Below are 23,245 nucleotides of genomic sequence, written 5' to 3'. Positions count from 1 at the left end.
CTCAGCCGGACCCGTCGACCAGGTCGAGCAGGGTACGGGTCAGCGTGTTGCGGGCCAGCGGCACCTTGAAGGCGTTGCCGGGCAGCGGCTGGGCGTCGGCGAGTTCCGCCTCGGCGGCCGCCCGGAACCGGTCCTCCCGGGCCGGGCCGCCGCGCAGCAACTCCTCGGCCCGACCGGCCCGCCACGGCTTGTGCGCCACCCCGCCGAGCGCGATCCGGACGTCCCGCACCACCCCGTCCACGACGTCGACCGCCGCCGCCACCGAGACCAGCGCGAAGGCATACGCCGCCCGGTCGCGTACCTTGCGATAGCGGGACCGGGTGGCGAAGGCGAGTGGCGGCACCTCGATCGCGGTGATCAGCTCGCCGTGCGCCAGTACGGTGTCCCGGTGCGGTTCGTCACCCGGCAGCCGGTGCAGTTCGGTCATCGGGATGCGCCGCCCGCCCTCCGGACCCTGGGTGTGCACGACGGCGTCCAGCGCGACCAGGGCGACGGCGAAGTCCGACGGGTGGGTCGCGATGCACTCCGGCGAGGTGCCGAGGATGGCCAGTTCCCGGTTGTAGCCGCCGATCGCCGAGCAGCCGGTGCCGGGCTCCCGCTTGTTGCACGGGGTGGTGACGTCCTGGAAGTACACGCACCGGGTGCGTTGCAGCAGGTTCCCGCCGGCCGTCGCCAGGTTGCGTAGCTGGCCCGAGGCACCGGAGAGCAGCGCCTGGGAGAGCACCGGATAGCGGCTCCGGACCAGGGGATGCGCCGCCAGCTCGCTGTTCGGGGTGGCGGCGCCGATCCGGATGCCGCCGTCGGGCAACTCCTCGACCTGGTCCGAGGTCAGCCGGCGTACGTCCACCAGCAGGTCCGGCGTGGCCACCTCCAGCTTCATCAGGTCGACCAGGTTCGTCCCGCCGCCGAGGAACGCGCCGTTGGGTGCCTCGGCGAGCAGCGCGACGGCACCGGTCACGTCCTCGGCCCGGGTGTACCGGAAGGGCCTCATCGCCGGGCCAGTTCCTGGATCGCCGGCACCATGTTCGCGTACGCGGCGCAGCGGCAGAGGTTGCCGCTCATCCGTTCCCGGATCTCGTCGGCGTCCAGACCCGTCGGGCCGCCGTCGCCGGCCGGGAGACGGTCCGCGGTCACCGCGCTCGGCCAGCCCGCCTCCGCCTCGCGCAGCATCGCCACCGCCGAGACGATCTGCCCGGGCGTGCAGTAGCCGCACTGGAAGGCGTCGTACTGGATGAAGCACTGCTGCATCGGGTGCAGTTCGCCGTCGGGTGCCAGGCCGGCGGCGGTGACGATCTCGGCCCCGTCGTGTGCCACCGCGAGGGCGAGGCAACTGTTGACCCGCCGCCCGTCCAGCAGGATCGTGCAGGCGCCGCACTGCCCGTGGTCGCAGCCCTTCTTCGGGCTGGTGTTGCCCAGCCGCTCCCGGAGGGCGTCGAGCAGGGTGGTCCGGGTGTCGACGGTGACCCGGTGAGCGGTCCCGTCCACCCGGAGGCTGACCTCGGCATCCATCCTTCCGGCCTCCCGTGGTCGAGTCGCGGACGAACACCCCCAAAAGTAGCTACAGCAAGGCAGTAAAGGGTTCAAATGCGCAAAACCCTCGGACGGGTACGGGTCGTGCGGGTCACCGCCGGGCCCCTCCAGGGGCCGCCAGCACGGCGATGCCGCCCCCGGGCCGAGGGCGTGCCGGCCGCCGCGCGGCGTGGGCGACAATCGACGCCATGCGGTTCGGCATCCTGGGCGCGACCGAGGTGTACGCGGGCGACGGCCGGCGCCTCGCCGTCGGTGGTCCGCGCCTGCGTGCCCTGCTGGTACTGCTGCTCCTCGACGCCGGCCGAGTGGTCTCGGCGGACCGGCTGATCCAGGGCCTGTACGGCGACGCCCCGCCCAGCCGGGCCGGGAACGCGTTGCAGTCCCAGGTCTCGCGGCTGCGCCAGGTGCTCTCCGGCGTCGACGGGCCGGAGCCACCGGTGGAGTTCCATCCGGCGGGCTACCGGATCGCGGTCGAGCCGGAGGACGTCGACCTGCACCGGTTCACCCGGCTGGTGGCCGAGGGCCAGCGCGCGTTGGCCCGGGGTGACCGCCCGGCTGCCGTCGAGCTGCTGCGCGCCGCGTCCCGGCTCTGGCGCGGGGAGCCGTTGGCCGACGTCCGGGAGGCACCCTTCGCCCGGGCCCAGGCGATCCGCCTCGACGAGTTGCGGCTCGCCGCCGTCGAGGACCGGGTGGCGGCGGAACTCGACCTCGCCGGGGCCGGACCCTCGGTGGCGGAACTGCGGGAACTGGTGGCGGCGTACCCGCTGCGGGAGCGACTTCGCGGCCAGCTCATCCGCGCGCTGCACGCCGCCGGCCGCCGGGCCGAGGCGCTGGCCACCTTCGAGGAGGCCCGGCAACTGCTCGCGGCGGAACTCGGCACCGACCCGTCTCCGGAACTGGCCGCGCTGCACGTGGCCGTGCTGCGCGACGACCCCGCACTGCTCCCGGCCGGAACGCGCCGCCCCGGCCCCGCCCGGCCGGGGCCCGCCGGTCCAGCCGTCGAGCCCGCGAGTCCAGCCGGCGTGGCCGCCGGTCCAGCCGCCGATCACGGCAGGTCGGCCGTCCCACCGGCCAGTGTCGACGGGGAGCCGGCGACGGTCGACCGGGGGCCGGCCAGGGTCGACGGGGAGCTGGCCGCGATCGACGGGGAGCTGGCCGGGGCGGCCGTCGGGCTGCCCGGGCAGCTCAGCAGCTTCGTCGGTCGGGAGGAGGAGCTGGCCCGGGTCGGCAAGCTGCTCGGCGAGGGACGCCTGGTCACCCTGCACGGCCCCGGTGGCGCCGGCAAGACCCGGCTGGCGATCGAGGCGGCCGGCCGGCAGTCCGGCGAGGTCTCCCTGGTCGAACTCGCGGCGGTGACCGCGGGCGCGGACATCGCCTCGGCGGTACTCGCCGCGCTGAACCTGCGGGACGCCGCGCTGCGCGCCCAGGGCGGCCCCCGGGACGCGGCCGACCGGCTGGTCACGGCGCTCGCCGATCGCAGCCTGCTGCTGGTGCTGGACAACTGCGAGCACCTGGTCGCCGACGTGGCCCGGCTCGTCGCCCGGCTGCTCGGCGCCTGCCCGACGGTGCGGGTCCTGGCCACCAGCCGGGAGCCGCTCGGGCTCACCGGCGAGGCGCTCTGCCCGGTCTCCGGACTGCCCCTGCCGCCGGCCGAGACCGCCGCCGAGGCCGCCCCGGGGTACCCGGCCGTCCGGCTCTTCGTCGAACGGGCCGCCGACGTGTCACCGGGCTTCGCCGTCGGCCCCGACAACCTTCCTTCGGTACTGCGGATCTGTCGTACGCTCGACGGCCTGCCGCTCGCCATCGAGCTGGCGGCGGCCCGGCTGCGGGCACTGCCGGTCACCGAGGTGGCGGCCCGGCTCGACGACCGGTTCCGGCTGCTGACCCGGGGCAGCCGGATCGCCCAGCCCCGGCACCAGACGCTGCGTGCGGTGGTGCAGTGGAGCTGGGACCTGCTGGACGAGGCCGAACAGCGGTTGGCGCGCCGGCTGACGATCTTCGCGGGCGGCGCCGACCTGGCCGCCGTCGAGCGGGTCTGCGGGCCGCGCGACGCGGGCCGAGACGATGCGAGCCCCGGCGATGCTGGCCGAGGCGATGCTGGCCGAGGCGATGCGGGTCCAGGCTGTGCGGGCGCAGGCGATGCGGGCCGGGGTGACGGGGAGCTGCTCGACGTGCTCTCCAGTCTGGTGGACAAGTCCCTGGTGGAGGCGGGTGGCGGGCGCTTCCGGATGCTGGAGACGGTGCGCGCGTTCGGCGCCGAACGGCTGGCCGAGGCCGGCGAGGCGGAGGAGCTGCGGCGGGCGCACGCGGCGTACTTCCTCGAACTGGCCCGTACCGCCGACCTGCGGCTGCGCGGCGCGGACCAGTTGGACTGGCTGCGCCGGCTGGACGGCGACCGCGACGACCTGCACGCCGCGTTGCGCCGGGCGATGGCCGCCGGAGACGTCGCTACCGCGCTGATGCTGGTCGCCGCGCTGTCGTTCTACTGGTGGCTGCGCGGCCTGCGGGGGGAGGGGGCCGCGCTGGCCGCCCAACTCGTCGAGCAGCTCGGCGGCGACCCGCCCCCGGAACTCGCCGAGGAATACGCCCTCTGCCTGCTGCACGCCTCGCTCGGCGGGTACGGTTCGGGCCCGCAGGGGGTAGAACCGGCCGCCACGATCCTGTGGAGCCTGGGCCGTCCACCCCGGCAGCCGTTTCTGCTCTACCTCTCCGGGGTCGCCAACGGTCCACCGCCGGAGATGGCGGCGAACCTGCTCAGTACCCCCGAAGGCTGGATCGGGCTCATCGGGAGCGACCCGTGGAGCCGGGCACTGGCGGCGCTCGGCATGGGGATGGTGCTGATGCTGGAAGGCCGCTACGAGGAGGCGTACACCAGGCTCAACCAGGCGTTGGCCGACTTCCGGACCATCGGGGAGCGCTGGGGCACGATCCTGGTGCTGACGATCCTGATCGAGTTGGCGTACCGGCGCCGCGACCACACCCACTCCGAACTGGTCGACGAGGCGCTGCGGCTGGCCGACGAACTCGGCTCGATGCTCGACATGGCGGAGCTGCTGCGTACCCGGGGCGACGGTCGGCTCGGCATCGACGACCTGGCCGGCGCGACGGACGACTACCGGCGGGTACTGGAGCTGGCCCTGCCGGCCGGGGCGCCGGAGCTGCTGGCAGCGGCCCACCTGGGGCTCGGCGAGATCGCCCGGCGGCACGGTGACCTGGACCGGGCACGCCGGCTCTGCGAGCAGGCGTTGGCGGAGTGCCCGACCGGCTGGTTCGGGGCGGAGGGGATACGGCTCGCCGCGCTCGTCGCCCTCGGGCAGATCCTGGCGGCGAGCGGTGACGAGGTCGGGGCGCGGGCCCGGTTCCGCCAGGTGCTGGGCGCGACGGCGGGGGTGTGGGAGCTGAGTACCCTCACGATCGCGGTCGAGGGCGTGGTCGGACCGGTACTCCAGGACGGCGACGCCGACCGGGCCGCTGTGCTGCTCGGCGCGGTCGTGGCGTTGCAGGCCGGTTTCGGCAGCGCCGCGGCGATCGACGCCGCACCGGTCGCGGTCGCCACCCGGGCCCGGCTCGGCGACCCGGCGTACCGGCGCCTGCTCGCCCGGGGTGCGGCGCTGAGCCGGGAAGCGGCGCTGGCGGCCCTCGACGCCGCCTGACCGGAGGCGACCGCACCGGCCCGGCGGTGTGGGCCGGTGCGTGACCGGCCAGCGCGGCGGTCAGCGGTCGGTGCGTGACCGGTCAGCGGGGGTCGTCAGCGATCGGTGCGCGACCGGTCAGCGCGGTCGGCGACGGTCTACGGCATGACAACGCAGACATCAGCGGTCGTGGCCGAGGGACTGCACAAGCGGTACGGCGCGACCCGGGCCCTCGACGGGTTCGACCTCAACGTGCCGGCCGGCACGGTGTGCGGGCTGCTCGGACCGAACGGCGCCGGCAAGACCACGGCGGTGCGGATCCTCGCCACGTTACTGCGCTTCGACTCCGGCCGGGCTCAGGTGGCCGGGTACGACGTGGTCCGGCAGCCCGACCGGGTCCGGGAGGTGATCGGGCTGACCGGGCAGTACGCGGCGGTCGACGAGGTACTCAGCGGCCGGCAGAATCTGATCCTTTTCGGTCGGCTGCACCGGTTGTCGACTCGGGCGGCCCGGCGCCGCGCCGACGAGCTGCTGGAGCAGTTCGGGCTGACCGCCGCGGCGAGCCGGTCGGCGGCGGAGTACTCCGGCGGGATGCGCCGCCGGCTGGACCTGGCGGCCAGTCTGATCATGACCCCCCAGGTGCTCTTCCTCGACGAGCCGACCACCGGGCTCGACCCGCGCAGCCGTAACCAGCTCTGGTCGGCGGTACGGAGCCTCGTCGCCGACGGCACCACCGTGCTGCTGACCACGCAGTACCTGGAGGAGGCGGACCAGCTCGCCGACCGGATCCTGGTGGTCGACGCCGGGCGGGTGGTCGCGGAGGGCACCTCGGCCGAGCTGAAGGCGCGGATCGGAGCGGACCGGATCGAGGTGGTGGTCCGGCACGCGGCGGAACTCGGCACGGCCGCCGGGATCGTGGAACGTTCCTCCGCCGGGCCGGTGACGCTCGACGCGGAGATCCGGCAGCTCAGCGCCCCGGTCCTGGACCGGGTGGCGGCGCTCGGCGACGTGATGCGGGCGCTGCGGGACGCCGGGATCGCGGTCGAGGACATCGGGCTGCGCCGGCCGACCCTCGACGAGGCCTTCCTGCACCTGACCGGGCACCAGGTCGGGGCGGCGCAGCCGGGCCGGGCGGGGGTGCCGGCGTGACCGGGGCGGTGGTGGGACGGCCGGACCGGCCGGGCCGGTACGACGACGAGCGAAACGGGGTAACGCCATGACGAGTACGTTGCAGGCACAGCACCGGGCGCCGCAGGTGCCTCCGGTACGGCCGACGGCCGGGCGTACGGCCCGGTTGCGTCGTGCGGTGGTGGACGGCTGGGTGATGACCGGCCGGAACATGTCGCACGTGATCCGCTCGCCGGAAGAGATAGCCATCTACTTCAGCCTGCCGATCATGTTCGTGCTGGTCTTCGGCTACGTCTTCGGCAGCGGGATGTCCATGCCCGGCCAGGGCAGCTATCGGGAGTACCTCCTGCCCGGCGTCTTCGTGATGACCATGCTGTACGGGCTGGGCGCCACCGCCAGCGGTATCGCGATGGACGTCAGCCGGGGCGTGGTGGACCGGTTCCGGTCGATGCCGATGGCCCGGACCGCGCTGGTCACCGGGCGGGCCGGTGCGGACCTGCTCCGCGCGCTGCTGGAGATGAGCATGCTGGTGGTCTGCGGCCTGCTGGTCGGCTGGCAGTGGCGCAACGGCCTGCTCGACGCGCTCACGGCGGTGGGGCTGATCCTGCTGCTCCGGCTCGCGCTCACCTGGGTCGGCATCTTCCTCGGGCTGATGGTGCCGAACCCGGACACCGTCGGAGTGATCGTCTTTCCGCTGGCCTTTCCGCTGACGGCGCTCTCCAACGTCTTCGTGGCGCCGGAACTGATGCCGGACTGGCTCGGCGCGATCTCGTCGTGGAACCCGCTGTCGGCGACGGTGGCGGCCAGCCGTGAGCTGTTCGGCAACCCGGGGACCGGCGGAAACTCCTGGGCGGCGGAGCACGCGCTGCTGCTGGCGGTCGCCTTTCCGCTGCTGCTGATCGCCGTCTTCGCGCCGCTGGCCGTCCGGCGGTACCAGCGGCTGAGCCGTTGACGGCGGTCGGTTTGCCGGTTGTCGTGTGACGGCGGTCGGTCTGCCGGCTGTCGTGCGGCGGCGGTCGGCTTTGCCGGCTGTCGTGCGGCGCTCGTGCCGGGCCTTCGAGAAAACGGTTTGGCGGAGCATGGCGACCCTGCTAGCTTTCCGGAGGCCGTGCGAGAGACCGAGGAGGTGGTACCCGTGAACGTTTCGACATGGGTGCTCCCCTGCGGGGTCACGGTCGGGCGATAGGTCGTCCGGGAGCGCCGTTCACGAGCACTCCCGAAAGGCACGACCGTGGAATTCATTGCTGAACAGCGCCTCGACGACGGCGTCCTCGAACGCGGGTTCACCCTCGGGGAGGTCCCCGGCATCCTGTGGACGCCCGGATCCGCGTCCGCACCGGCCCCGCTGATCCTGCTCGGCCACCCCGGCGGACTGCGCAGGATGTACCCCCGACTGGTGGCCCGGGCCCGGCACTGTGCGGCGGAGGGCTTCGCCGCGGCGACCATCGAGCTTCCCGGTAGCGGTGACCGGCCCCGGTCCGCCGCCGCCGAGGAGGCCCGCGCCGACCTGCACCGGGCGCTGGCGGCTGGCGAGCCGGTCGACGACGAGATCGTCGACCGGCTCGTCCTCCCGCTGGTGGAGAAGGCGGTCCCGGAGTGGCGGGCCGCCCTGGACGCGATCCTCACGCTGCCCGAGATCGGCGGCCCGGTCGGGTACGCGGGAGGGGTGATCGCCATCGGTGTCCGGCTGGCGGCGGTCGAGCCGCGCATCTCGGCCGCCCTGCTGTTCGCCGGGAGTTTCGTGCCCCGCACCATGTTCGAAGAGGCCCGGCAGGTCACCATTCCGCTGCTTGTCCTGTTGCAGTGGGACGACGAGGGAAACGACCGGCAGTTGGCCCTGGACCTGTTCGACGCCTTCGGCTCCGGGGAGAAGACGCTGCACGCCAACATGGGCGGGCACACCGGCGTCCCGCACTTCGAGGGGGACGACGGGAACCGGTTCTTCGCCCGGCACCTGAGGTGAGGCCGGGCCGTCAGGCCGGCGACAGCCAACCGTCAGGCCGGCAGTAGCCGACAGGAACTGCCGGCGGCGCTGCGCGAACGGTCCGGGTCAGCCGGTGCCGGGCTGGGCGTCGGACAGGGCGGTGTCGGGCTGGGCGTCGGACATGGCGGTGCCGGGCTGGGCGTCGGACATGGCGGTGCCGGGCTAGGCCTCGGACATGGCGGTGCCGAGCTGGGCGTCGAGCAGTGCCGAGGCGGTGAGCGCGGCCAGCCCGTCCAGCCCGACACCCTGGGTCACGGCCCGGCTGGCCGACCCGTCGTAGACGATGGTGAGCTGCCTGGCCAGCGTCTGCGGATCGCGGGCACCGGCCAGCCGGGCCTGCTCGGCGAAGAAGTCGGTCAGCCGGTCCTTGTAGCCCCGGGCGACCACGCTGGCCGGATGGTCGGGGTCCCGGAGTTCGACCGCCGTGTTCAGGAACGGACATCCCCGGAACTCGGCTGATCCGGACAGCTCGTCCAGGTGGGCGAAAACGGCGAGAATCCGCTCGCGGGGGCCGAGACCGGATGCCTGGTCCGGCAGGTGCGCCGCGACCACCGCCGGGCCGCACGCGTCGAGGCTCTCCGCGACCAGGGCGTCCTTGGTCTCGAAGAGCTGGTACATGGTCCGCTTGGAGACGCCGGCCACCTGGCAGAGCCGCTCGACCCCGGTGGTGGCGATGCCCTCCCGGTGGAAGAGCTCGGCCGCCGCCCGGAGCAGCCGGCCGCGGGGGGTCGCCGGGTTGGTCGTCGAGGTCATGTTCGCAGCGTACCCGCCCTGCTTGCGGATGGAAACCGATCGGTTTACGGTGGTGGAAACCGATCGGTTTTCCGTCCTTTCCGAAAGGCACCACGATGCAGATCAGAGACGCCGTCGTCCTCGTCACGGGCGGCAACCGTGGGCTCGGCCGGGCGATCGCCGCCGAGGCGCTGGCCCGGGGCGCCCGCAGGGTCTACGCCACCGCCCGCGATCCGCGTACGGTGACCAACCCCGACGTCGTGCCGCTGGCCCTGGAGGTGACCGATCCCGAGTCGGTCGCCGAGGCCGCCCGGCGGGCACCCGACGTCACCCTGCTGGTGAACAACGCGGCCGGCCTGGTCGCCGCGAACTTCCTCGACTCGCCGGTGGAGGACGTCCGCCGCGAGTTCGAGGCGAACTTCTTCGGCCCGCTCGCCGTGACCCGGGCCTTCGTGCCCGGCATGGTCGCGGCCGGCGGTGGCCACCTCCTGACCATCCACTCGGTGCTCTCCTGGCTCGCCCTCTCCGGCTCGTACAGCGCCTCCAAGGCGGCACTCTGGTCGATGAGCAACTCGCTGCGGCTGGAACTGCTCGCCAAGGGCGTCGGGGTGACCGGGCTGCACGTCGGGTACGTCGACACCGACATGGCCGCGCACCTCGACGTGCCGAAGGTCGCCCCGGAGTACGTCGCCCGGCAGGCGCTGGACGGTGTCGAGGCCGGCGCCTTCGAGGTACTCGCCGACGACGTGACCCGACGGGTCAAGGCCGGGCTCTCGGCGGATCTCGCCGCGCTCTATCCGCAACTCGCCGCCGCCTGACCGGGGTCGCCGGGCAGTTTATCGGCACCTTGACGCGAAATACGATCTCCTTTATCGTCATGGCGACGAAAACAGGGGAGGGGGCGCGTCATGGCCGACGTGACCAGGCGGCTGTTCCTGCGACACCTGCGCGGGGCGCCGACCACGTGGATCCGGCACACCGTGCGGGGCAGGGTCCGGCACGAGGGGATCGGACAGTCCTTCTGGTACCGGCCGCTGGTCGGCGTACTCAGCGAGGTGCCGATCGACGACCGCGAGCTGCCGCTGCTGTTCCACGCCCGGACCAGTGACTTCGCCGACGTCACCGTGCAGGCGACGGTGACGTACCGGATCGCCGACCCGGCGCTGGCGGCGAGCCGGCTGGACTTCTCGGTCGACCCGCACAGGGGCGTCGCCCGGGGCCGCCCGCTCGACCAGGTCGCCACCCTGCTGGCCGAGCTGGCCCAGCAGCCGGCGCTGGACCTGCTGGCCCGGGTCCCGCTGGCCGAGGCGCTCACCGACATCGCCGGGGTCCGCGAGGCGGTCTCGGCGGCGCTGCGCGACGAGGGCCGGCTGACCGACGTGGGCGTCTCGGTGGTCAGCGCCCGGGTGGTGGCGGTGCGCCCCGAGCCGGAGATGGAGCGGGCGCTCCAGACGCCGACCCGGGAAACGGTGCAGGTGGAGGCCGACCGGGCCACCTACGCCCGCCGGGCCCAGGCGGTCGAGCAGGAGCGGGCGATCGCCGAGAACGAGTTGCAGAACAAGATCGAACTGGCCCGCCGGGAGCAGCAGTTGGTGGAGCAGCACGGCGCCAACTCCCGGCGCAAGGTCGAGCTGGAGGCCGCCGCCGACCTCGCGGTCGCCCAGGGCAAGGCCGAGCGGGAGAAGGTGACGAACGCGGCGGCGGCCGAGCGGGCCCGGGTGCTGGCCACCGCCGAGGCGGAGAAGGAGCGCACCCTCGCCGGGGCGAAGGCCGACGGGGTACGCGTGATCGGGCTCGCCGAGGCCGAGGCGGAGACCGCCAGACTGGCGGCGTACCGGGACCTGCCCCCGGAGGTACTGCACGCGCTGGCGCTGCGCGAGGTGGCCGGGCAACTTCCCGAGATCGGCCAGCTCACGGTCACCCCGGACGTGTTGACCGGCCTGCTGGGCCGGCTGTCCCGGTGACCGGGCCGGCACCGGCCACGGCGGGGCCGGCGCAGCGCCGGGCGATGCTGGTGGGGTGGGCCGGATGAGCGCCACCCTGGCCCCGAGGGTGGTCGTGGTGAGCCGGCGCAGCGAGCTGGACGAGCTGCTGGCCCACCACGGCACCCGGGCCGCCGCCGGTTACTACCTGCACCAACGGGGGCGTGACCTGGCCGAGGTGGTGGCCCGGCACGAGGCGCTCCAGGTGGCGCTGACCACCGTCGGCGCGGCGATCCCGGCGGACTGGCGGCGGGGCCGGACGGACCGGGACGACCTGCCCCGGTTTCCGTTCGCCCCGGAGGACATCGTGGTCGCGGTCGGCCAGGACGGGCTGGTCGCCAACGTCGCCAAGTACCTCGACGGGCAGCCGGTGATCGGGGTCGACCCGGAACCGGGGCAGAACGCGGGCGTACTCGTCCGGTTCCGGCCGGAGGCGGTCACCCGGCTGCTGCCGACGGTGGTCGCCGGACGGGCGCCGGTGCGCGAGCGGACCATGGTCCGGGCCGTCCTCGACGACGGTCAGGAACTGGTCGGGCTCAACGAGGTCTACGCGGGGCATCCAGGTCACCAGTCGGCGCGCTACGTGCTCTCCACCGCCGACGGCCGACGGGAACGCCAGTCCTCCTCGGGTCTGGTGGTCGGCACCGGCACCGGAGCCACCGGCTGGTGCGCCTCGATCGCCCGGGAGCGAGCCGCCGCGCCGCCGCTGCCGGCGCCGGAGGAACCGGCGCTGTGCTGGTTCGTCCGGGAGGCGTGGCCGTCGCCGGCCACCGGCGCCTCGCTGACCGCCGGGCGGCTCGGCGCGGACGAGACGCTGGAGATCGTCGCGGAACGGGAGCGGCTGGTGGTCTTCGCCGACGGGCTGGACAGCGACCACCTGACGATGGCCTGGGGGCAGCGGTTGACCGTCGGCCCGGCCAGCCGGCGGCTGCGCCTGGTCGAGCCCGCAGGCTCGCCTGGCTAGTCGTCTCCGGTCACCAGGGACCGTCCGCCCGGGGGCGGTGCCGTGGAGGGGGTCATGCGCATGGTGTCGAGGACGGCGACACCGCCGAGGACCGCAGCGCCGGCAGTCGCGGCCACCAGTGGAGGCAGGAGCAGCAGAGCCGGGGCCAGCAGTGCCAGTACGAGCACCGCGAGAAATCTCCGCGTGTGCATGGTCGCCCCGACGGCGCGTTCGAGGGCGATCCGCCCGAACAGGAACAGCGCGGGTCCGCCGAGGATGACGCTGATCCAGGCCGGTGGGGTGTGACCGATCGGATGGCTGATGACCAGTTTTCCGCCGACCGAGATGATGAGGATGCCGGCCACCATCATCACGTGGGCCCGCGACACCGCCCGGCCTATGCGGACCGGCTCGTAAGCGTGCGCGACGGCCTTTTCCATCAGTGCTCCGGCGCGGTAGATGTAGATTCTCCAGACCAGCACCGTCGTAATGAACGTCACCGCGAACGCCGCGTTGCGCTGGGCCTCGAAGTCGCCGAAACCGTGAGCGATTCCCGCCGCGAGGATCACCTCACCGAGTGCGACGGTGAACAGTTGTCGGTAGCGCTCACCCAGATGCTCGCCCGCGGGCGAGAACTTCGGCACCTGGACAGCGCCACGCCCGGGTACGGGGAAGCGCAGCCTGGCCATCACGTATTCCAGGGTTATGGCGAACGCCCACAGGGCCACGCGGGTCGGACCGTGCATGAATCCCCCGACGATCCACGGAACGGCGGTCAGCGCAAACCAGAGGAGCCCCTGTGCGACGGTCTTCCGCAGCTCGTGGCCGCGCAGAAAGACGAACAGGAAGACGTCCCGACCGATATGAAGTGACACGTACGTGATGGCGAAGAGCATCCCGCGTTTTTCGAACGCCCCGGGGATGGCGACCGCCATGACCAGCGTACCGATCATCGTAGCGAAGATCAGTAGCTCGATCGCCGGTCGAGACGGGTCGAAGGTGTCGCACACCGACGCGGTGAAGGTCCAGATCGAGAATGTGGCGAGCAGCAGTATCAGTGTCTCTAGCGCGCCGATCCAGTTCAGTTCGTCCAGCAGTGCTTCGCCCAGTCGCAACAGCGTCAGGATGAACGCCAGGTCGAAGAACAATTCCAGGAACGTGGCCCGCTGGGGCATCTCGATCTGCCGCATCGAGCCGGTCGCCCTGTCCGTGCTCATCGATCCGTTCCTCCTCGCGGCAGTTCACCCGCGTTTCGTCGGTGGGCGCCCGCCGGCTGCGGGCCGGTTCGACCGGAACCCGGCCGCGTCGTCAGGTGATCGGTACGGCCGGGACCCGGCCGCGTTGAGGCACGGTCATCAACGCCTCGGGTACCCGGAGTATCGAAGGCGGGGCGGTCGGGCCGTAGGCTGCGGCGACCGGGCGAGGGTCGACCCACCCCGGCCGACGACCAGGTGATTGGTGCGGAGCGAACCGGCCGATGCGGCACGCCACGGCGTGCCGCTGCTCGTTAACGTCCGGCGCGAAGGCCGTGCAGGGCCGCCTTCCGGCCCCGGGCCCGGCGACGGTCGGCCACCTGGCCGGTGCATCGCGGCTTCCCCAGCCCCGTGTGCCACGTCGACTTCCATCCAGGTCCCGGAGTCTGCGGTCGTCGCTAGGACCCGCCGTCAACGTCGCGGACGGTGTCGGGTGTCAGGGTCGCGGCCAGCGTTGTCAGGGGCTCAGAACGTCGCCTTCGGGGCGCCCTGGCCCGGGTTGACCCGGGTCGGTCCGGCGCCGGAGGGGCGTACGTCGACGTCGAAGATCGCGGTCGGCAGGTAGACCGTCGCGCAGGCGTTCGGGATGTCCACCACCCCGGAGAAGCGCCCCTCGATCGGGGCGGCACCGAGCAGCAGGTACGCCTGCTCCGGGCTGTAGCCGAAGCGGGTCAGGTATTCGACCGCGTGCAGGCAGGCGCGCTGGAACGCGAGCTGCGAGTCGAGATAGCGCTGCTCCCCGTCCGTGCTGACGGAGATGCCGGAGAAGGCCAGCCACTGGCTGTACTGCGGAGCCACGATCCCGGGCAGGAAGATCGCGTTCTCCGACACGCCGTACATGGTCATCCCGCCCTTGATCACGTCCACGTGCAGGTCGATGAAGCCGCCCATCTCGATCGCACCGCAGAAGGTGATCTCACCGTCGCCCTGGGAGAAGTGCAGGTCGCCCACGGAGAGGTTGGCGCCGGGGACGTACACCGGGTAGAAGACCCTGGTCCCCTTGGTCATGTTCTTGATGTCCTGGTTGCCGCCGTTCTCCCGGGGCGGCGCGGTCCGGGCCGCCTCGGCCGCGACCCGGTCGAAGTCGCCGCCGGTCAGCGAGCCGAGGATCGCCCCGTCCGGCAGTGGCGGCAGCGACAGCGGAGGTACCCGGTCCGGGTCGGTGGCCCGCAGCGCTCCCTCCCGCTCGTTCCACTTCGCCAGCAGCGCCGCCGAGGGGGCGGTGCCCATCAGACCCGGGTGGATCATCCCGGTGAAGGTCACCCCGGGAACGTGCCGGGAGGTGGCCTGCTGCCCGCTGAAGTCCCAGACCGCCTTGTAAGCGTCCGGGAAGTAGTCGGTCAGGAAGCCGCCGCCGTTCTGCTTCGGGAAGATGCCGGTGTAGCCCCAGCCCTGCCCGGCGAGCGGCCCCGAATCCTCCTGCGGAATCGGCCCCACGTCGAGGATGTCGACCACCAGCAGGTCGCCGGGCTCGGCACCGCTGACCGAGAACGGGCCGCTGAGCGCGTGCACGATCTGGAGCGGCGCGTCCCGGACGTCCTCGGCCGAGTCGTCGTTGTGGATCGCGCCGTCGAACCACTCCCGGCAGTGCACCCGGAACGACTGGCCGGGCCGGACGGTGGCGACCGGTGGGATCTCCGGATGCCACCGGTTGTGGCCCATCAACTCCTGCTCGGTGAACTTCTTCGTCGAGTCCAGTGGAAACAACAGCTCCGGCATCGCGGCTTCCCTTTCACCCGTCAGGGTCGTGGCAGACGGGCGTGCCCGGGATGGACCGGCCGGGCCGCCGCGCCGCGTCGGCCGGGGACCCGGGACACCACCTCCGGTGCTTCGGCGCTGCGGCCGGCCCGGTCGAGGGCCGCGACCAGGGGCCGCGGCATGGCACGCAGCGACGGCGCCGAGAAGACCCGGGCGGCCTCCGCCGCGCAGGTCGCGCAACGGACCCGCGCGGGAGCCTGCCCGATCGGAAACCGGGCCGGGAAGACCCCGTCCCGGGGACACCGGTACTCGTACGTCGCCACGGCTTCAGGATCGGACCCGGTGGGGTGGCTTCGCAGGCTAATGCCGCAATTGGCGGCCTACGGGTGGTCTGCCCGGACGGCGGAGGATCAGTCGACGACCGTGACGTCCTTCCAGAAGGCGACCCGGTCCCGGACCATCTCGGCGTCCGGCTTCGGCGCCGGGTAGTACCAGACGGCGTCGACGCTGCGCCGGCCCTCGTGCTCCAGGGTGTAGTACGACGCGGTGCCCTTCCAGGGGCAGACGGTGTGGGTGTCCGACTCCCGCACCAGGTCGTCCCGCAGGGCCGTACGCGGGAAGTAGTGGTTGCCCTCGACCACGACGGTGTCGGTGCTCTCCGCGACGACCAGATCGTTCCAGATGGCTTTCGGCATGTCCGCCAGCCTATGCCGACCGCCGCTGACCCGCCCCCGTCCCCGCTCCCGCCCCGGTGGCCGGGGCCGAAACCGTCCCGCCGTCGCCAGGGTTCGTCGGCGGCGGGGCGGTGAACGGTGCGTCTCCGAGCGGTGAAGGAAACCGCCGCATCACAAAAGGTCACTGCAAGATATTGACTTGTGATCGGCGGACAGCCATCCTCGTCGATATTCAACCCCCGCTCGGTATGGAGGACCCCTTGTTCAGACGTACCGTCAGAATCCTCGCGGCGCTCACCATGGCGGCCGCGGCCACCCTCGTCGCGACCGTGACCACCGCCGGACCCGCTCAGGCCGACGGCTGCTACACCTGGGGCCGGACCCTCTCGGAGGGAATGTCCGGTGAGGACGTACGACAGTTGCAGATCCGGGTCGCCGGCTACCCCGGCTACAACGCGGTACTCACCATCGACGGCGCCTTCGGTCCGGCGACCCGAGCCGCGGTGGTCCGCTTCCAGCAGGCGTACGGGCTCGGCGCCGACGGCATCGCCGGCCCGCAGACGTTCAACCGGATCTACGCCCTCCAGGACGACGACTGCACCCCGGTGAACTTCAGCTACGCCGAGTTGAACAACTGCAACTCGGACTGGTCCGGTGGCGCGGTCTCGGCCGCCACCGCCCGCTTCAACGCCCTGGTGAACATGTGGAAGCTCCAGGCCATGCGGCACGCCCTCGGCGACCAGCAGATCCGGGTCACCAGCGCGTTCCGCAGCCACGCCTGCAACAACGCGGTCGGCGGCTCGGCCACCAGCCGGCACCTCTACGGCGACGCGGTCGACCTCGGCGTCAGCCCGCACTCCCTGTGCCGCCTCGCCCAGCAGGCCCGTAACCACGGCTGGCGGGAGATCCTCGGCCCCGGCTACCCGGGACACAGCGATCACACCCACGTGGCGCACAAGTCGAGCCGTACCTGGTCGGCGAGTTCCTGCGGCGTTTCCTGACCGTGTCCTGGGCGCCCGTCGGCGGCGGGGCGGGCGACGGGACGGTCGACGGCGGCCACACGCTCGCGGCGGGGTCCTTCCGATCCGGAGGGACCCCGCCCCGCTGCCGGGGCGGCGGTCGGAAGTCAGGGCAGCAGCGAACGACCAGGGCAGTGGTCGACCGTCAGGGCAGCGGTCGACCGTCAGGGCAGCGGGGAGGAGGTCGGTGGTTCGGTGTCGTCGGTGCGGTCCGCGGCCGGCAGCCAGAGCACGAAGGTGCTGCCCCGGCCGACCGAGGAGAAGAGCGCCACCTGCCCGCCGTGCGACTCGGCGATCTGCCGGACGATCGCCAACCCCAGCCCGGTACGCCGCTCGGCCCCGGCCGCCGGATCGGCCCGGCCGCGCCAGAACCGGTCGAAGACCCGGGACTGGTCGGCGGCGGCGATCCCCGGCCCCTCGTCGGCGACCCCGACCCAGAGCCAGCCGCCGATCCGCCCCGCCGCCACCGTGACCGTGCCACCCGCCGGGGAGAGCCGTACCGCGTTGGAGAGCAGGTTGCCGACCGCCCGGCGCAGCGCGTCGTGGTCACCGATCAGCGACAGCTCGGGCCGGAGGTCGTACGCGACGGTGACCTGGCGGGCGGCGGCGACCGCGGCGAACTCCTCGCCCGCCTCCCGGGCCACCTCGTCGAGCAGCACGTCGGTGTCGGCGAGCGCGTCGGCGCGGCGGCGGGCCGTGGCGAGCAGGTCCTCTACCAGCCGGGACATCCGGGTGGTGGCCCGGTCGATGACGGCGACGGCCCGGTTCCGCTCCGCGTCGGTGGCCTCCGGCGCGTCGAGCAGCGAGGCGTCCAGGTTGGCCCGGATGATCGCGAGCGGGCTGCGCAGTTCGTGTGAGGCGTCGTCGATGAGCTGGCGCTGGGTCCGGAACGCCTCCTCCAGGCGGTCCAGCATCGAGTCGATGGTGTCGCCGAGTTCGCGCAGCTCGTCCCGGGCACCGGTCAGCCGGATCCGTCGGGACAGGTCGGTGGCCTGGATCTCCCGGGTGGTACGCGCGATCGCGCCCACCGGTCGCAGCGCTCGGCCGGAGAGCACCCAGCCGATGCCGAGGCTGGCGACGAAGAGCCCGGCCAGCGCGATCAGGGAGTAGTTGCGCAGCGTTTCCAGGGTACGGAAGTTGACCTCCGACTCGATCTCGTCCACCTCGGCCACCGTCAGCGTTCCGACGGTACGGCCGTGCTTGACCACGTCCGCCTCGTACTGGTTGGTGATCGGCTTCGGGTTGGTGCTGTACTCCACCGCCAGATAGGTGACGGCGAGCCCGGCCCCGGCCAGCGCGAAGAGCAGCGTGGAATAGAGCACGGTGAGCCGGAACCGGATCGACCGCACGAACGGCAGCCAGCGCCGCAACCGCCGACCCCCCGGCGCACCCGGCACGCCACCTCCCGTCACCGTCACCCTCGGCTCCACGCCACCTCCCGCCACCGTCACCCTCGGCTCCACGTCAGGCCGCGTCCCGCCGGGCTCCACGTCACGCCACCTCCCGCAGTCGGTAGCCGCGTCCGACGACGGTTTCGATCGCCTCGCCGCCGAGCTTGCGGCGCAGCGTGCCGACGGTGACCCGGACGGTCTGGGTGAACGGGTCCGCGTTGGCGTCCCAGACGTGTTCCAGCAGCTCCTCCGCCGAGACCACGTGACCGGGGCGGGTCATCAGGTATTCCAGCACCCCGAACTCCTTGCGGGTCAGGTGCAGCCGGTTGCCGTCCCGGCTCGCCTCCTGCCGGGCCACGTCGAGCTGGAACGGGCCGACCCGCAACACCGCCGAACCGCCGCCGGAGTCCCGACGCAGCAGCGCGCGTACCCGGGCCAGCAGTTCGGCGAGGGCGAACGGCTTCACCAGGTAGTCGTCGGCGCCCTCGTCCAGCCCGCGTACCCGGTCGTGCAGCGCGCCCCGGGCGGTGAGCATCAGTACCCGTAGGTCGCTGCCGCCCTCGACCGGTACCTCGCCGCGGCGGATCGCGTGGCAGACCGCGAAACCGTCGCCGTCGGGGAGGTTCAGGTCCAGCAGCATCAGGTCGTACGCGTTGACCGCCAGCCGCTCGTACGCCTGCGCGACGTCGGTGGCGACGTCCACCGCGTATCCCGCGCGGACCAGGCCGAGCCGTACCGCGTCGGCCAGGTCCTCCTCGTCCTCCACCACCAGTAGCCGCATGATCCGACGCTATCCACCGTTCCTGATGATCCGCTCGGCCGCCCGCTGGGCCCGGTCGATCGGGATCGCGAAGCCGATCCCGATGTTGCCGCTGCCGTCCAGGGTGGCGATCGCGGTGTTGACGCCGACCACCTCGCCCCGGGCGTTGACCAGCGGTCCGCCGGAGTTGCCGGGGTTGATCGAGGCGTCGGTCTGGATCGCGGCCTGCCGGGCGCCGCTGTCGCCGAGCCGCACCTGGCGGTCGAGCGCGCTGACGATGCCGGCGGTGACGGTGCCGGAGAGCCCCAGCGGGGAACCGACCGCGAGCACCGGTTCGCCGACCCGGACGCCGTCGGCGGCGAGCCGCAGCGGCCGCAGCGCCCCGGCCGAGGCGACCCTGAGCACCGCGATGTCGCTGCCCGGGTCCCGGCCGACCACCTCGGCGGAGAGCCGTCGCCCGTCCTGGCCGACCACGCTCACCGTCGTCGCGCCCGCCACCACGTGGCTGTTGGTGACGACGTGCCGCTCGTCGACGGCGAAGCCGGATCCGCCGGCCCGGCCGGCCCGCACCGACAGCACTCCGGGCAGGGCGGTGGCGGCGGCACCGACCAGGTCGTTCGGCACCGCGCCGCCGCTCGGTCCGGGAGTCGGCACCGCGCCGCCGGCCCCGGGGCGCGGTGACAGCGGGGTCGCCGGTGGGGGAGCGGCCAGCTCCGACGCCGGCCCGTCCGCCGCCACGTATCCGCCGGCCAGCGCGCCGGAGGCCGCCGAGAGCGCCACCACCGCCAGCCCGGCCAGCAACGTCCGCCGCCACCGGGCCGCGCCGGCCGCCGGCTCCTTTTCGGGTACGCCGACCGGGGCGAGCGGGCTCGGCCAGGCGTCCAGCGCCGGGGAGACGAAGCCCGGTCCCCGGGGGCGGCCCAGTCCCGGTGGTGCCGCCGTCACCTCTGTCTGCTCCATCTTCCCGTCACTCCCTCCACTGTGGAAATGGTGGCCCGGTCAGGGGATCCGGGCGAACCAGAACATCGACGCGGCGGCGGCGAGCAGCGCCAGGATCAGCCCGATGCCGATGAACCGGGCGGAGACGTCCTGCCGCTCCAGGGTGTAGCCGACCGAGCTGCCGATGTCGGCGTAGACGGCCCGCAGCTCGTCGCCGCTGCCCGCCTCGTGGTAGCCGCCACCGGTCCGCTCGGCGACCATCCGCAGCGTCTCGCCGTCCACCGGTACGGTCATCGGCCGGTTGCCCTGCTCGATCACGCCGTCCGAGGTGCCGAACGCGATGGCGTCCACCGGTACCCCGGCACTCGACGCGTCGGCCGCCGCCTGCTCCGGGTCGCTGCCGGAGGTGTTCGCGCCGTCGGAGAGCAGCACGATCCGGGCCGGCGGTGGATCCTCGGCGGCCTGCCCGTCCAGGGTGGAGATCGACTCCAGCGCGGTGCCGATCGCGTCCCCGATCGCCGTACCCTGCTGACCGGTGCCGCCCTCGGCGAGCCGGTCGATGCCGGCCGCCAGCAGTTGCCGGTCGGTCTCCGGTGGGACGAAGACCGAGGCGTTGCCGGCGAAGGCGACCAGTCCGACGTTGAACTCCTCGGGCAGCCCGTCGACGAACTCCCGGGCCGCCGCCTTGGCCGAGCTGAGCCGGTCCGGCGGTACGTCGTCGGCGAGCATGGAGAGCGACACGTCCACCGCGATCACCACGGTGGCCCGCTCGCGCGGTACGCGTACCTCGTCGCTGGGGCGGGCGAAGCCGACCACCAGCAGCCCCAGCATGCCCAGGAAGAGGCTTGCCGGCACGTGCCGCCGCCAGCCCGGTCGGCTCGGCGCCACCCGGTCCAGCAGGCGCAGGTTGGTGAAGCGGACGGCGTAGCGGCTGCGGCGGCGCTGCATCAGCAGGTACGCCACGGCCAGTGCCGCCACGCCGGCCAGCAGCCACAACCGGCCTGGGCTCTCCAGCGTCATGATCCCTCCTCGTCCCGTCCGGTCACGCCGCGCCGCCCGCCGGACCGCCGACCGGGCCGGGGGTACGGGCTGCCGCCGCCAGGCGGCGCTGGGCGTACACGTGCCGGACGATGTCGGTCACCCAGTCCCGGTCGGTACGCAGCGCCAGGTGCGCGGCCCCGGCCCGGCGCAGCGCCCGCCGGAGCAGTGCGCGCTGCTGCCGCGCCGCGTCGGCGTACCGTTCGCGCAGCCGCCGGCTGCCGGTGGAGATCTCGCGGCGCCGGCCGCTCTCCGGGTCGACCAACGTGATCAGTCCGACGTCCGGCAGGTCCAGTTCGCGTGGATCGGTCACCTCGACCGCCAGCACCTGGTGCCGGACGGCGAGCCGGCGCAGCTCGGTCTCCCACTCGGGCCGCTCCTCGGCCGAGTCCCGGCCCGGCGGGTCGCCGGCGGGGTCCGGCAGCCCGTCGAGCCAGTCGGAGACGACCACCACCAGACCCCGGCGCGGCGCCGCGCGGTGCAGCCCGGCGAGCGCCTGCGCCAGCGATGGTGGCCGGGACCCGGCGGGGCCGCGCGGCGCGGCCAGCAGGGTGTGCAGCAGGCCGAGCAGATGCTCCCGACCGGTACGCGCCGGAAAGCGCCGGATCCCGTCCGCGCCGAGCAGGTGCCCGCCGAGCCGGTTGCCGTGGCTGGCCGTCAGGTAGCCGATCGCGGCGGTGGCGGCGACCGCCAACTCCCGCTTCTCCAGCTCTGCGGTGCCGAAGTCCATGCTGGGGGTGGAGTCGACCAGGACCCAGGTGGTCAGTTCCCGGTCGGCGTCCACCTCCCGGACGTGCGGCACCCCAGTACGTGCGGTCACCGCCCAGTCCATCCGGCGTACCTCGTCCTCGCCGGGCCGGTACTCCCGGCTGCCGGTCAGCTCGCTCCCGGCGCCCGGCAGCAGACCCAGGTGCTGCCCGTGCAGCAGCCCGTCGAGCCGACGGGTGATCGCCAGCTCCAGCCGGCGCAGCCGACGGTGTGGCGCGAGGTGGTGCACGGTGGCGTATCCCTCGTTCATTCGGTGCGTCTCCCGTTCCTCCGGTCCGTCCGGTGTGGCGGGCGGCGCGACCACGGCCGCCCGGCCCGCCCGCCGGGTCGCCCGCGACTCACGCCGCCCGCTCCGCCCGCCGCGCGCCCTCGGCCTGCTGTCCCTGTTCCGCCTGCTGCGGGGCTATCTGCGGCGGTGGTACCGCGCCGACCAGCCGGCGCACCACCGACTCGGCCGAGATCCCGTCGGCGACGGCGTCGAAGGAGAGCACCAGCCGGTGTGCCAGTACGTCGACGGCCAATTCGGTCACGTCGGCCGGCAGCACGTACTCCCGGCCGCGCAGCAGGGCCAGCGCCCGGGCGGCGGCGACCAGTCCGAGGGTGGCCCGGGGACTTGCGCCGTAGCCGAGCCGCGCCGAGAGGTCACCCGCGCCGAACCGGTCCGGATGCCGGGTCGCCACCACCAGCCGCACCACGTACTCGGCGATGGCGTGGTGCACGAAGACCGCCCGAGCCCGGTCCTGGAGGGCGCGCAGCCGAGCCGGGTCCAGCACCGTACGCGGCTGCGGCCGGGCGGTGCCCATCCGGTAGAGGATCCCCAGCTCCTCGGCGTCGGTGGGGTAGTCGACGAGTACCTTCAGCAGGAACCGGTCGCGTTGCGCCTCGGGTAGCTGGTAGACGCCCTCGGACTCGATCGGGTTCTGGGTGGCCAGGACCAGGAACGGCTCCGGTACCGGATAGCTGCGTCCGCCGATGGAGACCTGCCGTTCGGCCATCGCCTCCAGCAGCGCCGACTGCACCTTGGCCGGTGCCCGGTTGATCTCGTCGGCGAGGACCAGGTTCGCCATCACCGGGCCGAGTTCGACGTCGAAGCTCTCCGAGGAGGCGCGGTAGATCCGGGTGCCGACGATGTCCGACGGGACCAGGTCCGGGGTGAACTGGATCCGGGAGAAGGTTCCGCCGACGGCGACGGCGAGGGTCTGCGCGGCGAGGGTCTTCGCCACCCCGGGTACGCCCTCCAGCAGGCAGTGCCCGTCGGCCAGCAGCGCGGTGAAGAGCCGTTCCACCAGCCTGTCCTGCCCGACGATCACCCGCTTGACCTCGAACATCGCCTGTTCGAGCGCGACGTGCGGCGCTTCGGGCGCGACGTGCGCCGCCTCCGACGGGACGCTCGGTGTCTCCGGGCCGGCTTCGGTGAGGCTCATCGGCGGTACCTCACAGGCCGGCTTCGGCGGGCGTGGCCGCGCCGCCGTTCTTCTCGGGGCAGTCCTTCGGTACGTCGACCGTGCTGCCGAAGACGTTGCCGTTGTTCTCGGTGACGATCCGTACCGTCTTCTCCGAGTCGGCCGGGTCGTCGGCGTACGCCGCTCCGGCGACGCCGACGGCCGCGACGGCCGCGGCACCGGCGAGGGCCAGCCCGGCGATCCGCTTGATCCGCATGGTCCCTGTTCCTTCCGTCGAGGTTTCTGCTCGGGCCGGGCGCCCGGAGCGGGGTTGAGTGGAGAACCGGGCGCCCGACGGAAGTCATGACATCAGGAGGGACCGAAAAGGAGCC

General features: G+C 73.2%; 22 protein-coding genes. 8 read left to right on the top strand and 14 right to left on the bottom strand.

Going from position 1 to position 23,245, the window contains the following annotated elements; all coding sequences use genetic code 11:
* Position 1: 1 nt before the first annotated feature.
* Complete coding sequence (locus tag C6W10_RS02240; RefSeq protein WP_107256120.1) at positions 2 to 991, bottom strand: xanthine dehydrogenase family protein subunit M; 990 nt, start codon at positions 989 to 991, stop codon at positions 2 to 4.
* A complete protein-coding gene (locus C6W10_RS02235) occupies positions 988 to 1,509 on the bottom strand; it encodes a 2Fe-2S iron-sulfur cluster-binding protein (protein ID WP_107256119.1) in 522 nt (173 codons plus the stop codon). The genes C6W10_RS02240 and C6W10_RS02235 overlap by 4 nt, the downstream gene beginning before the upstream one ends.
* A gap of 209 nt (positions 1,510 to 1,718) precedes the next feature.
* Between C6W10_RS02235 and C6W10_RS02230 the strand changes: the two genes are divergently transcribed.
* From C6W10_RS02230 to C6W10_RS02215, 4 genes are all read left to right on the top strand, one after another.
* The gene (locus C6W10_RS02230; RefSeq protein ID WP_107256118.1) at positions 1,719 to 5,183 is read left to right on the top strand and encodes a BTAD domain-containing putative transcriptional regulator; all 3,465 of its coding nucleotides are present in this window, start codon (positions 1,719 to 1,721) and stop codon (positions 5,181 to 5,183) included.
* 144 nt (positions 5,184 to 5,327) lie between these two features.
* Positions 5,328 to 6,311 carry an ATP-binding cassette domain-containing protein gene (locus tag C6W10_RS02225; protein WP_107263590.1) on the top strand — a complete coding sequence of 328 codons (984 nt, stop codon included), beginning with the start codon at positions 5,328 to 5,330 and terminating at the stop codon, positions 6,309 to 6,311.
* 175 nt (positions 6,312 to 6,486) lie between these two features.
* Positions 6,487 to 7,242, top strand: a complete 756-nt coding sequence (locus C6W10_RS02220) for an ABC transporter permease (protein ID WP_107263589.1) — start codon at positions 6,487 to 6,489, stop codon at positions 7,240 to 7,242.
* Positions 7,243 to 7,521: 279 nt separating this feature from the next.
* Entirely contained in the window at positions 7,522 to 8,253 is a 732-nt protein-coding gene (locus C6W10_RS02215) for a dienelactone hydrolase family protein (RefSeq protein WP_107256117.1), read from the top strand.
* Between the two features lie 183 nt (positions 8,254 to 8,436).
* Here C6W10_RS02215 and C6W10_RS02210 read toward each other — a convergent pair whose 3' ends face one another.
* On the bottom strand, positions 8,437 to 9,027 hold the full coding sequence (locus tag C6W10_RS02210; RefSeq protein ID WP_107256116.1) for a TetR/AcrR family transcriptional regulator: 591 nt from the start codon (positions 9,025 to 9,027) through the stop codon (positions 8,437 to 8,439).
* A 95-nt stretch (positions 9,028 to 9,122) separates the two neighbouring features.
* On the opposite strand from C6W10_RS02210, the gene C6W10_RS02205 reads away from it, so the two are divergent.
* The 3 genes from C6W10_RS02205 (at position 9,123) to C6W10_RS02195 (ending at position 11,952) form a co-directional block, all read left to right on the top strand.
* Complete coding sequence (locus tag C6W10_RS02205) at positions 9,123 to 9,824, top strand: SDR family oxidoreductase (RefSeq protein WP_107256115.1); 702 nt, start codon at positions 9,123 to 9,125, stop codon at positions 9,822 to 9,824.
* Positions 9,825 to 9,914: 90 nt separating this feature from the next.
* Positions 9,915 to 10,970 (top strand): SPFH domain-containing protein, encoded by a 1,056-nt coding sequence (locus tag C6W10_RS02200; protein WP_107256114.1) that lies wholly within the window; start codon positions 9,915 to 9,917, stop codon positions 10,968 to 10,970.
* A 64-nt stretch (positions 10,971 to 11,034) separates the two neighbouring features.
* Positions 11,035 to 11,952 (top strand): NAD(+)/NADH kinase, encoded by a 918-nt coding sequence (locus C6W10_RS02195; protein WP_107256113.1) that lies wholly within the window; start codon positions 11,035 to 11,037, stop codon positions 11,950 to 11,952.
* Here the strand turns inward: C6W10_RS02195 and C6W10_RS02190 are convergent.
* The 4 genes from C6W10_RS02190 to C6W10_RS02175 all read right to left on the bottom strand — a co-directional run bounded on the left by C6W10_RS02190 (position 11,949) and on the right by C6W10_RS02175 (position 15,577).
* Positions 11,949 to 13,148, bottom strand: a complete 1,200-nt coding sequence (locus C6W10_RS02190; RefSeq protein ID WP_107256112.1) for a low temperature requirement protein A — start codon at positions 13,146 to 13,148, stop codon at positions 11,949 to 11,951. The genes C6W10_RS02195 and C6W10_RS02190 overlap by 4 nt on opposite strands.
* Positions 13,149 to 13,649: 501 nt before the next feature.
* Positions 13,650 to 14,903: a formamidase gene (gene fmdA, locus C6W10_RS02185; protein ID WP_107256111.1), complete on the bottom strand. Its 1,254-nt coding sequence runs from the start codon at positions 14,901 to 14,903 to the stop codon at positions 13,650 to 13,652.
* Positions 14,904 to 14,923: 20 nt separating this feature from the next.
* Entirely contained in the window at positions 14,924 to 15,205 is a 282-nt protein-coding gene (locus C6W10_RS02180; RefSeq protein ID WP_107256110.1) for a zinc ribbon domain-containing protein, read from the bottom strand.
* Between the two features lie 87 nt (positions 15,206 to 15,292).
* Positions 15,293 to 15,577 (bottom strand): DUF427 domain-containing protein, encoded by a 285-nt coding sequence (locus C6W10_RS02175; protein ID WP_107256109.1) that lies wholly within the window; start codon positions 15,575 to 15,577, stop codon positions 15,293 to 15,295.
* Positions 15,578 to 15,816: 239 nt separating this feature from the next.
* Here C6W10_RS02175 and C6W10_RS02170 point away from each other — a divergent pair, with 239 nt between their 5' ends.
* Complete coding sequence (locus C6W10_RS02170) at positions 15,817 to 16,557, top strand: D-Ala-D-Ala carboxypeptidase family metallohydrolase (protein WP_107263588.1); 741 nt, start codon at positions 15,817 to 15,819, stop codon at positions 16,555 to 16,557.
* Between the two features lie 182 nt (positions 16,558 to 16,739).
* Here the strand turns inward: C6W10_RS02170 and C6W10_RS02165 are convergent, their stop codons facing one another.
* The 7 genes from C6W10_RS02165 to C6W10_RS02135 form a co-directional block, all read right to left on the bottom strand.
* Positions 16,740 to 17,993 carry a cell wall metabolism sensor histidine kinase WalK gene (locus C6W10_RS02165; protein ID WP_234361577.1) on the bottom strand — a complete coding sequence of 418 codons (1,254 nt, stop codon included), beginning with the start codon at positions 17,991 to 17,993 and terminating at the stop codon, positions 16,740 to 16,742.
* 73 nt (positions 17,994 to 18,066) lie between these two features.
* On the bottom strand, positions 18,067 to 18,747 hold the full coding sequence (locus tag C6W10_RS02160) for a response regulator transcription factor (protein WP_107256107.1): 681 nt from the start codon (positions 18,745 to 18,747) through the stop codon (positions 18,067 to 18,069).
* Between the two features lie 9 nt (positions 18,748 to 18,756).
* Positions 18,757 to 19,686, bottom strand: coding sequence for a S1C family serine protease (locus C6W10_RS02155; protein WP_107256106.1), 930 nt, complete (start codon positions 19,684 to 19,686; stop codon positions 18,757 to 18,759).
* A 39-nt stretch (positions 19,687 to 19,725) separates the two neighbouring features.
* Entirely contained in the window at positions 19,726 to 20,685 is a 960-nt protein-coding gene (locus C6W10_RS02150) for a VWA domain-containing protein (RefSeq protein ID WP_107256105.1), read from the bottom strand.
* Positions 20,686 to 20,707: 22 nt separating this feature from the next.
* Entirely contained in the window at positions 20,708 to 21,721 is a 1,014-nt protein-coding gene (locus tag C6W10_RS02145; protein ID WP_107256104.1) for a DUF58 domain-containing protein, read from the bottom strand.
* 88 nt (positions 21,722 to 21,809) lie between these two features.
* The gene (locus C6W10_RS02140) at positions 21,810 to 22,895 is read right to left on the bottom strand and encodes a MoxR family ATPase (protein ID WP_107256103.1); all 1,086 of its coding nucleotides are present in this window, start codon (positions 22,893 to 22,895) and stop codon (positions 21,810 to 21,812) included.
* 10 nt (positions 22,896 to 22,905) lie between these two features.
* Positions 22,906 to 23,130: a hypothetical protein gene (locus C6W10_RS02135; RefSeq protein ID WP_107256102.1), complete on the bottom strand. Its 225-nt coding sequence runs from the start codon at positions 23,128 to 23,130 to the stop codon at positions 22,906 to 22,908.
* Between the last annotated feature and the right edge of the window lie 115 nt (positions 23,131 to 23,245).

The sequence above is a fragment of the Plantactinospora sp. BB1 genome (assembly GCF_003030385.1).
Lineage (GTDB): Bacteria > Actinomycetota > Actinomycetes > Mycobacteriales > Micromonosporaceae > Plantactinospora.
This window is presented reverse-complemented; position numbering and strand designations above follow the sequence as displayed.

What these genes read in the sequence shown, in the direction of transcription:
- C6W10_RS02240 (WP_107256120.1), bottom strand. Translation starts at nt 991, where the DNA reads ATGAGGCCCTTCCGGTACACCCGGGCCGAGGACGTGACCGGTGCCGTC.
- C6W10_RS02235 (WP_107256119.1), bottom strand. Translation starts at nt 1,509, where the DNA reads ATGGATGCCGAGGTCAGCCTCCGGGTGGACGGGACCGCTCACCGGGTC.
- C6W10_RS02230 (WP_107256118.1), top strand. Translation starts at nt 1,719, where the DNA reads ATGCGGTTCGGCATCCTGGGCGCGACCGAGGTGTACGCGGGCGACGGC.
- C6W10_RS02225 (WP_107263590.1), top strand. Translation starts at nt 5,328, where the DNA reads ATGACAACGCAGACATCAGCGGTCGTGGCCGAGGGACTGCACAAGCGG.
- C6W10_RS02220 (WP_107263589.1), top strand. Translation starts at nt 6,487, where the DNA reads ATGACCGGCCGGAACATGTCGCACGTGATCCGCTCGCCGGAAGAGATA.
- C6W10_RS02210 (WP_107256116.1), bottom strand. Translation starts at nt 9,027, where the DNA reads ATGACCTCGACGACCAACCCGGCGACCCCCCGCGGCCGGCTGCTCCGG.
- C6W10_RS02205 (WP_107256115.1), top strand. Translation starts at nt 9,123, where the DNA reads ATGCAGATCAGAGACGCCGTCGTCCTCGTCACGGGCGGCAACCGTGGG.
- C6W10_RS02200 (WP_107256114.1), top strand. Translation starts at nt 9,915, where the DNA reads ATGGCCGACGTGACCAGGCGGCTGTTCCTGCGACACCTGCGCGGGGCG.
- C6W10_RS02195 (WP_107256113.1), top strand. Translation starts at nt 11,035, where the DNA reads ATGAGCGCCACCCTGGCCCCGAGGGTGGTCGTGGTGAGCCGGCGCAGC.
- C6W10_RS02190 (WP_107256112.1), bottom strand. Translation starts at nt 13,148, where the DNA reads ATGAGCACGGACAGGGCGACCGGCTCGATGCGGCAGATCGAGATGCCC.
- fmdA (WP_107256111.1), bottom strand. Translation starts at nt 14,903, where the DNA reads ATGCCGGAGCTGTTGTTTCCACTGGACTCGACGAAGAAGTTCACCGAG.
- C6W10_RS02175 (WP_107256109.1), bottom strand. Translation starts at nt 15,577, where the DNA reads ATGCCGAAAGCCATCTGGAACGATCTGGTCGTCGCGGAGAGCACCGAC.
- C6W10_RS02160 (WP_107256107.1), bottom strand. Translation starts at nt 18,747, where the DNA reads ATGCGGCTACTGGTGGTGGAGGACGAGGAGGACCTGGCCGACGCGGTA.
- C6W10_RS02155 (WP_107256106.1), bottom strand. Translation starts at nt 19,686, where the DNA reads ATGGAGCAGACAGAGGTGACGGCGGCACCACCGGGACTGGGCCGCCCC.
- C6W10_RS02150 (WP_107256105.1), bottom strand. Translation starts at nt 20,685, where the DNA reads ATGACGCTGGAGAGCCCAGGCCGGTTGTGGCTGCTGGCCGGCGTGGCG.
- C6W10_RS02145 (WP_107256104.1), bottom strand. Translation starts at nt 21,721, where the DNA reads ATGAACGAGGGATACGCCACCGTGCACCACCTCGCGCCACACCGTCGG.
- C6W10_RS02140 (WP_107256103.1), bottom strand. Translation starts at nt 22,895, where the DNA reads ATGAGCCTCACCGAAGCCGGCCCGGAGACACCGAGCGTCCCGTCGGAG.
- C6W10_RS02135 (WP_107256102.1), bottom strand. Translation starts at nt 23,130, where the DNA reads ATGCGGATCAAGCGGATCGCCGGGCTGGCCCTCGCCGGTGCCGCGGCC.